An 8,715-nucleotide genomic window follows, 5' to 3' on the forward strand; every position below is an offset into this window, starting at 1 on the left:
AGTAAGACTCGCTACACTGTGCGATCTAAACACCTTAAATGATAGGTGTTGGCTCTTAAGCTGGGTTTTCTTTTATCAATCAAAGCTAATGATAAACTCAATCAAAACTAGGCGTCACTAGGTTCATCGATATCGATGCGAGTCACACGCTGCAAACCTTTTGGGAGCAGACCACCACGACGACCACGCTCACCACGGAAGTTTTCAAGGTCCGCAGGTTTCAAGCCAAGTTTACGTTTGCCCGCGTAAATAGTCAGCGTTGCATTCTCTGGAATAGCCATCAGATGCGATACAAACTCTTCACGCTCTTTTGCTTTAGCTGAAGGGATGTTGATGATCTTGTTGCCTTTACCTTTGCTAAGCTGCGGCAGGTCTTTAATAGGGAACAACAACATACGGCCTTGGTTAGTAATCGCCAGAATCTGGTTACTGTCCAAGTCTGCAATAGGGCTTGGCAACATCACTTCAGAAGCTTGTGGCAAGTTTACTAACGCTTTACCGCTCTTGTTCTTAGACAGCAGATCGCTACCCTTACAAACAAAGCCATAACCAGCATCAGAACCGACTAACCATAATTGTTCATTCTCTCCCATCACCACTTGGCGAATAGAAGTACCTGGGCTAACGTTCAGGCGGCCTGTAATTGGCTCGCCTTGGCTACGTGCCGACGGTAATGAATGAGATTCAAGGGAGTAGCTTCGGCCATCACTGCCAAGGAACACCGCTTGTTGGTTACTCTTACCCTTAGCACTCGCTAAGAACTTATCACCAGATTTGTAGTTCAAGCCTTCAGCATCAACTTCATGCCCTTTAGCATGACGAATCCAACCTTTCTCAGACAACACAACCGTGATTGGTTCGCTTGGTACTAAGTCGCGTTCTGTTAGCGCTTTCGCTTCAGCACGCTCAATCAGAGGTGAACGACGATCATCGCCGTATTTATCTGCATCGGCTTGGATTTCTTTCTTGATCAACGTATTCAAGCGACGCTCTGAACCGAGTAGCTTTTCAAGCTTTTCACGTTCAGCTTCAAGTTCCTCTTGCTCAGCTCGAATCTTAAATTCTTCTAACTTAGCTAAGTTACGAAGTTTAATATCAAGAATCGCATTGGCTTGAATTTCAGAAATGTTGAAACGGCTCATCAATACAGGACATGGTTCGTCTTCTGTACGAATGATTTCAATCACTTCATCGATATTAAGATAAGCAGCAAGCAAACCTTCTAAAATGTGCAAACGTGCCAGTACTTTATCTAAACGGTACTGTAAACGACGACGAACGGTCGTGCGACGGAACTCAATCCACTCTTTCAGAATTTGAACTAGGCCTTTAACTTGAGGACGATTGTCTAAACCAATCATGTTCAAGTTAACCCGGAAGTTTTTCTCTAGATCCGTCGAAGCGAATAGGTGACTCATCAATTGGTCACAGTCGATACGGTTTGAACGAGGAACAACAACGATGCGAGTTGGGTTCTCGTGATCCGATTCGTCACGCAAGTCGTCAACCATTGGCAGCTTCTTAGCGCGCATCTGGTTAGCAATTTGCTCAAGTAACTTCGCACCTGACACTTGATGAGGTAAAGCAGTGATAACAATATCAGAGCCTTCCTTGTGCCAAACCGCGCGCATCTTGATGCTGCCACGGCCTGTACGGTAGATCTTTTCGATGTCCGACTTCGGCGAAATAATCTCAGCCTCTGTCGGGTAATCAGGGCCTTGAATGAAACCCATCACATCTGGAAGTTCAGCTTTCGGCGTATCAATCAAGTGAATCGCTGCGTTCGCCACTTCACGGACATTGTGAGGCGGGATGTCCGTCGCCATACCTACCGCGATACCAGTAATACCGTTAAGTAAGATGTGAGGCAGACGTGCAGGCAACATTTGAGGCTCTTTCATTGTGCCATCAAAGTTTGGTTGCCAATCAACGGTGCCCTGACCTAATTCACCTAGCAGAACCTCAGCAAACTTAGATAATTTCGCTTCGGTATAACGCATCGCCGCGAACGATTTCGGGTCGTCCGGAGCACCCCAGTTACCTTGACCATCTACCAATGGATAGCGGTAGGAGAACGGCTGCGCCATCAGTACCATCGCTTCGTAACAAGCAGAGTCACCGTGTGGGTGATACTTACCTAATACGTCACCAACGGTACGTGCTGATTTTTTGTATTTCGATGCTGCTGATAAGCCCAGCTCAGACATCGCGTAGATAATACGACGCTGTACTGGCTTCAAGCCATCACCGATATACGGCAATGCACGATCCATGATCACGTACATTGAGTAATTTAAGTAGGCATCTTCGGTGAACTTGCGCATTGGCAACTGTTCAACGCCATCATATGTAATTTCGTTAGACATCCATTATACCTCGGCCATATCACCGTTAGTCTGTAGCCATGTACGGCGATCATCTGCACGTTTTTTACCAAGCAGCATGTCCATCATCTCGTTGGTCGCTTCGTTGTCATCAATCGTTAATTGAACAAGACGACGAGTGTTTGGATCCATGGTGGTTTCACGTAACTGAAGTGGGTTCATTTCACCCAGACCTTTGAATCGTTGCACGTTGATCTTAGCTTTCTTCTGCGATAGTCGCTCAAGCACACCATCTTTCTCTGCGTCATCAAGTGCGTAGAACACTTCTTTACCGCAATCGATACGATACAGAGGAGGCATTGCCACATAGATATGACCCGCTTCAACCAATGCATGGAAATGGCGAGTAAATAGTGCACATAGCAGTGTCGCGATATGAAGACCATCCGAGTCCGCATCGGCAAGGATACAGATCTTACCGTAACGCAGGCCTGACAAGTCATCGTTATCAGGATCGATACCCAGAGCAACCGAAATATCATGTACTTCCTGTGAAGCCAATACTTGGTCCGCTGACACTTCCCATGTATTTAGGATCTTACCGCGAAGTGGCATAACCGCTTGGAACTCACGATCTCGTGCTTGTTTAGCTGAACCACCCGCCGAGTCCCCTTCCACGAAGAAGATTTCGGTACGACTTAAATCTTGAACCGAACAGTCGGTTAGCTTACCCGGCAATGCTGGGCCTGAAGCAATCTTCTTACGCACAACCTTTTTACTTGCGCGCATGCGGCGGTGAGCATTCGCTATACAAGCTTCAGCTAACTGTTCTGCCAGTTGTGGTTTTTCGTTCAACCACAAGCTAAAGGCATCTTTTACCACCCCAGACACAAACGCTGCGGTTTGACGAGAAGAAAGACGTTCTTTTGTTTGACCAGCAAATTGCGGATCTTGCATCTTCACCGATAATACGTACGAACAACGATCGAAAATATCGTCACCCGTTAACTTAACGCCACGCGGTAGAAGGTTACGAAATTCACAGAACTCACGCATTGCATCAAGCAGACCTTGTCGAAGGCCGTTTACGTGTGTACCACCTTGCTTAGTTGGTACTAAGTTCACGTAACTCTCGGTGATCATATCACCGCCTTCTGGCTGCCAAATAATCGCCCAGTTCGCCATTTCTGTTTCAGCAACGAATTCGCCAACATAAGGTTCCTCAGGCAGTAAGGTGTAACCTTTCACACCTTCTGCAAGGTAGTCTTTTAGACCATCTTCATAGAACCATTTATGTTCTTCACCGCCAACCTTGTCGACAAAGGTAATTTCTAAACCTGGGCAAAGAACTGCTTTTGCACGTAGGTTGTTAATCAGACGAAGTGTCGAAAATTTAGAGCTATCGAAGTATTTTGGATCTGGCCAAAAATGTACCGTCGTACCGGTATTACGATGACCACAAGTACCTGTAACAGTAAGATCCGTTACGGCATGACCACCTTCAAGGGCAATTTCATGTACCTGACCGTCACGGCGAACCGTCACTTCAACACGTTTTGACAACGCGTTTACCACCGAGATACCTACCCCGTGCAAACCACCTGAAAACTTGTAGTTATTGTTCGAGAACTTACCGCCAGAGTGGAGCTTAGTTAAAATCAGCTCAACACCTGAGATCCCTTTTTCAGGGTGGATATCAACAGGCATACCACGGCCATCATCCGTCACTTCTAACGATTGGTCAGCATGCAACACGACTTTAATCTTCTTAGCGTGTCCCGCTAGTGCTTCATCAACCGAGTTATCAATGACTTCTTGGGCAAGGTGGTTTGGTCTTTCTGTCTCGGTATACATTCCCGGGCGATGTCGCACGGGGTCGAGACCTTCAAGTACCTCGAGGTCTTTTGCATTATATTGTTCAGTCATAATACGGAGTTTACTCAAAAAGTTTGCGTCAGTTCGCTGGCTCTAGTTTGACTAAAGCGAAATCATTACTATGAACCGTCATAGTAGAGCGAACGAGCGAAGTATTGGGGAATATAGTCTGGAAGCTGAGTAATGATGTCAAGCTAGTTCAAAAACTAAGGCATCAAACTATGATATTTCACCACTGATAGATGAAATAACAGTCAAACAAGAGAAAATTACTTGATTGCTGAAACAGATTAAAGATTTAGAAAGGTGATGATTTGTTGGGGGTAGCGTTCAAAATTAACAAAGCTATGATCCCCGCCCTCTTCTACTGTCTGTACTGCACCTTGGTACTTCTCTACCGCTTGTCGGTAATCCAGAACTTCGTCTTCCGTTTGCTGAAGTAACCAGAAGTCACTCGGCTGAGCGATAGCCGGAACCTCTAACGCCTTCAGTTCATTGATATGTTTTGTTTCCAGAACATATCGCTCTCCTGTGTATGGATTTACTTGTTCACCTAAATAGTCAGCAAGAAGCTCATACGGCTTAACGGCTGGATTCACAACCACAGCTTTAAAGCCATAGTGAGTATTCAGCCATGTTGAAAGATAGCCACCCAACGAGCTACCTACCAACGCTATCTGATATTGCTCTTTATATTGCTCCACCAGTTGCTGCAAATAAATGGCCGCTTGCTGAGGAAAACTCGGCAGTTGAGGTGTCATCACCTTGATATCAGGACGATGCTCCGCGCAATAGTCAGTAATCACCGTTGCTTTGTGAGAACGTGATGAACTGTTAAAACCGTGAATATAGAGAAGCAGTGGCGGCTTAGCGGCTTGCTGTTCAGAATCAAACATCAATAACCTGCCGCTTCAAAATCAGGTAAGAATTGTCCATGAGGTAAACGGCGAACTTGCGTGCTCACAGATCCATCTTGATGCAATTCAATCTCTCTCCAACCAGGCGACAAAGTATCAACCGCAAAGTCATCTGAGTTAGGTTTGAATTGCACACAAGTCGACGGTGTTGCCATGACTTGTACACCATGATGATCTCGATTCATGTCTTGATGAACGTGACCACACAGTACCGCTTTCACATTGGTGTGCTGTTGAACCACTTCCCAAAATTGATCAGCATCTTTCAGATTATGTTGATCCAGCCATGCACTGCCAACCAACAGTGGATGGTGGTGCAGCAGAACCAAGGTATTACGTTCGGGAAATTCGGTTAGCTTTTGTTCTAGTAGATCAAGCTGTTGATCACTGAGACGTCCGTGAGGCACGCCAACCACTTGCGAGTCCAGCATCACCATCTGCCAATTATTACCTAGCAAAACATGCTCAACGCATTGTATTTGTGGTGATGGTAAAACACTGCCCATATTCGGTTTGAAGTCATGATTCCCTGGCAACCAGTAACACGGTTTATCCAAAGGTTGAATTCCTGACTCAAATTTTTGGTACGACTCAGCACTGTGATCTTGAGAAATATCACCGGTTGCTAAAATCGCTTGATAGTCAAAGCCCTGACTAACAATGGCATCGACTACAGCACGAAAGCTATCTTGAGTGTTGATGCTTAATAAGCTGCCATTGCTCGGCGCAAATAAATGCGTGTCCGTTAGCTGTACAAGCTTAATACTGCTCTCATCAAATTTTGAAGTGTGTGATAATTCCAAAATAACAAATCCAGATACGTTACTGTTTAGACTTTAAAAGTGTTTTTAAATAGGCTCAATTAAAAAGAAACTGGGGTTCGGCTGATACCTGTTTTTAAACAAAACGTTAACCATTCCCCAAGAAATTTGTTCAATTGAAATTTCTCATCCTTTTGCAGAAGTTTTGTGTTGGGATAGTCATATTTTGCTTTGACTCGCGAAAAATCCCCGCTAGCGCACACTTCTGCAACTCGAGCGTCGTGATATAGCCTGACAGACATTTTTGGCAAAGGAAACACTGGCATCGCGTCACTCTGACATATATCTATTAATGTGGTGTATTTTGTGACCTCATTCACTGTCAATTGATACACCATATTAACGGCTTGGTAACAGCGAACGTCACCAACCTCATGCTCAACCGGTAACAGAGCATTAAGTTTGGCATAGTTAGTCTCGTAAACTCGCATCAATTCAGCCAAATCGACATGATACGTTTTTTTGACTGCTATATTTGGCATGACGTTAATCTATCCACTCTGACTGTAATTCTTGGTAGTTCAATTGTAGCCACTGCAGCGCAATGATCGTGGCGCCATTTTCAAACACACCGTCTTTTACTAACTGATAAGCGGCTTCGCGACTCATCACTTGCACGCGAATATCTTCACCTTCGTAATCCAATCCGTGAACCCCTTTTGCTGTCGTGGCGTCAACACAACCAACAAAGACGTCGAGCTTTTCTGAGCAACCGCCGGATGAAGGATAATACGAAGTAATAGGCAATACAGATCCGACGTCGACCCCCGCTTCTTCCATCGCCTCACGACGAGCAACATCTTGTGGTGATTCATCGGTATCAATAATCCCCGCAACAATTTCGTATTGCCACGGGTTCTCATGCTCTAGAGCACCGACACGGATCTGTTCGACGATCACCACTTCATCACGCACAGGATCATAAGGTAGCAAAGCGGCAGCATGTCCACGCTCAAACATCTCACGCTCGATTGGTTGGCTCCAGCCGCCCTCAAACAGTCTATGTTTAAATGTGTACTTAACCATTTTGAAAAAACCACGAAACAGCGTCTCTTTTGAGACTATTTCCACATCTTGCGGAGTAAACTCATGTCGTTGATTGTCATACTGTTGCATTTGATACCTCACTAAGTGATCTTATAGTTTACTCATTGTCCGAGTTAACTACCAAGGATAAGGTTCAACTTTTAGTATAAAACTTATAATTAAAGTTAAGTTTTAAAAAATAAATATTGCACAAGTGGACAGTTAACTGTAAAAAAGTGCAAAGTTTCGAGTAAATTACCACCAAACTGGGTTAAACTCTTTTAAAGAAAATTCCATTAAAGGCAGGAATAGGAAAATGAAAAAACTGCTTCCACTATTTATCAGTGCAGCAATTGGCAGCCTGAGTTCGTCAGCTTTCGCTGATACGCTAGCTGAGGTTTACGACCAAGCAAAACAGAACGATCCTCAACTTCTTCGTTCAGCAGCGAAGCGCGATGCCGCTTTTGAAGCAGTAACGTCAAACCGTAGTGACTTGCTACCACAAATTGACTTGAGAGCTAACTACGACATCAACCGTGGTGAGCGAAGTGATGTAAATAATGACAGCAATCAATGGGGAGCTGGAATTTACTTTTCTCAGGAGCTGTACAAGCGCTCTTCTTGGATCACGCTAGATACAGCAGAGAAAAAAGCTCGCCAAGCTGATTCTTCATACGCAGCAGAGCAACAAGCTTTGATCCTTCGTGTTGCTACCGCTTACTTCGAAGTACTTCGTGCTCAAGATAGCCTAGAGTTTGTTCGTGCTGAAAAAGCCGCAGTTGCTCGTCAACTGGAACAAACTAAGCAGCGCTTTGAAGTTGGCCTTTCAGCAATCACCGATGTGCATGATGCGCAAGCTCAGTACGATGGTGTTTTGGCTGATGAAGTTTTAGCAGAGAACACTCTGATTAATAACTACGAAGGTCTACGTGAAATCACAGGTCAAGAGCACTCTAACCTAAACATCTTAGATACAGACCGCTTCTCAGCAAGCAAGTCTTCTGAATCTGCTGTTGCACTGGTTGAGCAAGCTCAAGAGAAAAATCTGAAGCTATTGGCATCACGTATTGATCAAGACATCGCTAAAGATAACATCACGCTAGCAAGCTCAGGTCATCTACCTAGCCTAACGTTGGACGGTAGCTACTCTCTTGCCGATCAATCAAGCAGCCCTAGTGATTACGACCAAGATAACCTAAACGTCGGCTTAAATTTAGTTGTGCCTCTATACACAGGTGGTAGTACAACTTCTTTGACTAAACAGGCTGAATACAACTACGTTGCAGCAAGTGAAGACCTAGAGGCAACTTACCGTAGCGTTGTGAAAGACGTTCGTGCATTCAACAACAACATCAGTGCCTCAATTGGTGCGCTACGCGCTTACGAACAGTCTGTTGTTTCTGCTCAGTCGGCTCTAGAAGCTACAGAAGCAGGTTTTGATGTAGGTACTCGTACTATCGTTGACGTACTAGATTCAACTCGTCGTCTATACGATGCCAACAAGAACCTTTCAGATGCTCGTTACAACTACATCCTAAGTGTACTTCAGCTTCGTCAAGCTGTTGGCACGCTAAGCGAACAAGACATTGTTGATGTAAACGCAGGTCTAAAAGTCGCAAGTAAGTAATGCTTAAATCCTAGTTAAATACTCTAACCAGAGTCTTTAATAAAGTGACTAGATTACCGCTACAAAAATGCCGCTCAATGAGCCAACACCTATCATTTAAGGTGTTTAGATCGCACAGTGTAGCG

The 8,715-nt window shown here is 44.7% G+C and carries 7 protein-coding genes; 1 reads left to right on the plus strand and 6 read right to left on the minus strand.

The window, feature by feature from the left end:
* Window positions 1-107: 107 nt before the first annotated feature.
* The 6 genes from parC to nudF form a co-directional block, all read right to left on the minus strand.
* On the minus strand, window positions 108-2,366 hold the full coding sequence (gene parC, locus AB6D80_RS23210) for a DNA topoisomerase IV subunit A (RefSeq protein WP_372189735.1): 2,259 nt from the start codon (window positions 2,364-2,366) through the stop codon (window positions 108-110).
* A gap of 3 nt (window positions 2,367-2,369) precedes the next feature.
* Entirely contained in the window at window positions 2,370-4,250 is a 1,881-nt protein-coding gene (gene parE / locus AB6D80_RS23215; protein ID WP_012603198.1) for a DNA topoisomerase IV subunit B, read from the minus strand.
* Between the two features lie 239 nt (window positions 4,251-4,489).
* A complete protein-coding gene (yqiA, locus tag AB6D80_RS23220) occupies window positions 4,490-5,095 on the minus strand; it encodes an esterase YqiA (protein ID WP_017102958.1) in 606 nt (201 codons plus the stop codon).
* A complete protein-coding gene (cpdA, locus tag AB6D80_RS23225) occupies window positions 5,095-5,919 on the minus strand; it encodes a 3',5'-cyclic-AMP phosphodiesterase (protein ID WP_009848963.1) in 825 nt (274 codons plus the stop codon). The genes yqiA and cpdA overlap by 1 nt, the downstream gene beginning before the upstream one ends.
* Before the next feature lie 59 nt (window positions 5,920-5,978).
* Window positions 5,979-6,419 (minus strand): DUF1249 family protein, encoded by a 441-nt coding sequence (locus AB6D80_RS23230; RefSeq protein ID WP_017102957.1) that lies wholly within the window; start codon window positions 6,417-6,419, stop codon window positions 5,979-5,981.
* Window positions 6,420-6,423: 4 nt separating this feature from the next.
* Complete coding sequence (gene nudF, locus AB6D80_RS23235; protein WP_009848961.1) at window positions 6,424-7,053, minus strand: ADP-ribose diphosphatase; 630 nt, start codon at window positions 7,051-7,053, stop codon at window positions 6,424-6,426.
* 226 nt (window positions 7,054-7,279) lie between these two features.
* Here nudF and tolC point away from each other — a divergent pair, with 226 nt between their 5' ends.
* Window positions 7,280-8,590: an outer membrane channel protein TolC gene (tolC, locus tag AB6D80_RS23240; protein WP_017102956.1), complete on the plus strand. Its 1,311-nt coding sequence runs from the start codon at window positions 7,280-7,282 to the stop codon at window positions 8,588-8,590.
* The last annotated feature ends 125 nt before the right edge of the window (window positions 8,591-8,715 follow it).

The sequence above is a fragment of the Vibrio sp. 10N.247.310.17 genome (assembly GCF_041466605.1).
Lineage (GTDB): Bacteria > Pseudomonadota > Gammaproteobacteria > Enterobacterales > Vibrionaceae > Vibrio > Vibrio tasmaniensis_A.